At 61.5% G+C, this 1,321-nt stretch carries 1 protein-coding gene and 1 other annotated feature; the gene reads left to right on the top strand.

Annotated features, from left to right (window positions below; translation table 11 throughout):
* Positions 1 to 50: 50 nt before the first annotated feature.
* Positions 51 to 1,282 (top strand): IS3 family transposase gene (locus ACODS0_RS27960; RefSeq protein WP_488838496.1). Its coding sequence is split into 2 segments (ribosomal slippage): positions 51 to 342 and positions 342 to 1,282, totalling 1,233 coding nucleotides; the frame shifts between segments, so codons are not numbered across the junction.
* Positions 332 to 448 (top strand) — a sequence feature (AL1L pseudoknot). (Overlaps the previous gene by 117 nt.)
* Positions 1,283 to 1,321 lie beyond the last annotated feature (39 nt).

The following is a 1,321-nucleotide window of genomic DNA, read 5'->3' as shown; positions in this document are numbered from 1 at the left end:
TGAACCGCCCCGGGTTTTGAGGAGGCTCTTTTCTCTGAGAGGATTGAGCTATGAGCAAGAAGTCGAACCAGTTTTCACCCGAGGTCCGCGAACGCGCTGTTCGCATGGTGCGTGAGCACCGAGGCGAGTACCCCTCGCTGTGGGCGGCCATCGAATCCATCGCCCCCAAGATTGGCTGCGTGCCCCAGACCCTCAACGAATGGGTCAAGCGAGATCAGATCGATACCGGCGTGCGCGACGGCATCACCACCTCCGAGCGTGAACAGATGAAGGCGCTGGAGCGCGAGGTCAAAGAGCTGCGCAAGGCCAACGAGATCTTGAAGCTGGCCAGCGCGTTTTTCGCCCAGGCGGAGCTCGACCGCCGTCTGAAGTCCTGAGGGGCTTCATCGATCAGCATCGACAGGCCTACGGGGTCGAGTCGATCTGCAAGGTGCTGCAGATCGCCCCGTCAGGCTATTGGCGTCATGCCGCCCGTCAACGCAATCCACGGCTGCGCTGTCCGCGCGCCCAACGTGATGACACCCTGGTGGCGCATATTGAGCGCGTCTGGCAGGCCAACATGCGGGTCTATGGTGCCGACAAGATCTGGAAACAGATGAACCGCGAAGGGCTGTCCATTGCCCGCTGCACGGTCGAGCGCTTGATGAAGCGCCTGGGATTGCAGGGCGTGCGCCGTGGCAAGGTGGTTCGCACCACCATCAGCGACATGAAAGCACCGTGCCCGCTGGATCGGGTCAACAGACAGTTCAAGGCCGAGCGGCCCAACCAGCTGTGGGTCTCGGACTTCACGTACGTCTCAACCTGGCAGGGGTGGCTGTACGTGGCTTTCGTGATCGATGTGTATGCCCGGCGCATTGTGGGGTGGAGGGTCAGCACCTCCATGCACACGGAATTCGTTCTGGATGCCCTGGAGCAGGCGCTGTATGCCCGGCAACCCGAGCGTGATGGCGCCTTGATTCACCATTCCGACAGGGGGGCGCAATACGTCAGCATTCGCTACAGCGAACGTCTCTCAGAGGCTGGCATCGAGCCCTCGGTGGGCAGCAAGGGCGACAGCTACGACAACGCCTTGGCCGAGACGATGAACGGGCTGTACAAGGCCGAGGTGATTCATCGCCGGTCCTGGCCCACCCGTGAATCGGTGGAGCTGGCCACGCTGGAATGGGTATCCTGGTTCAACCATCACAGGTTGCTCGGACCGATCGGATACATACCGCCTGCAGAGGCTGAGGCAAACTACTACCGGCAACTCGCCAGTCAGACCTCCATGGTGGTGGTCTGACTTAAACCAACCGGCCTCCACGAAACCCGGGGCGGTTCA

This window comes from Acidovorax sp. FG60, from assembly GCF_057808995.1.
This window is presented reverse-complemented; position numbering and strand designations above follow the sequence as displayed.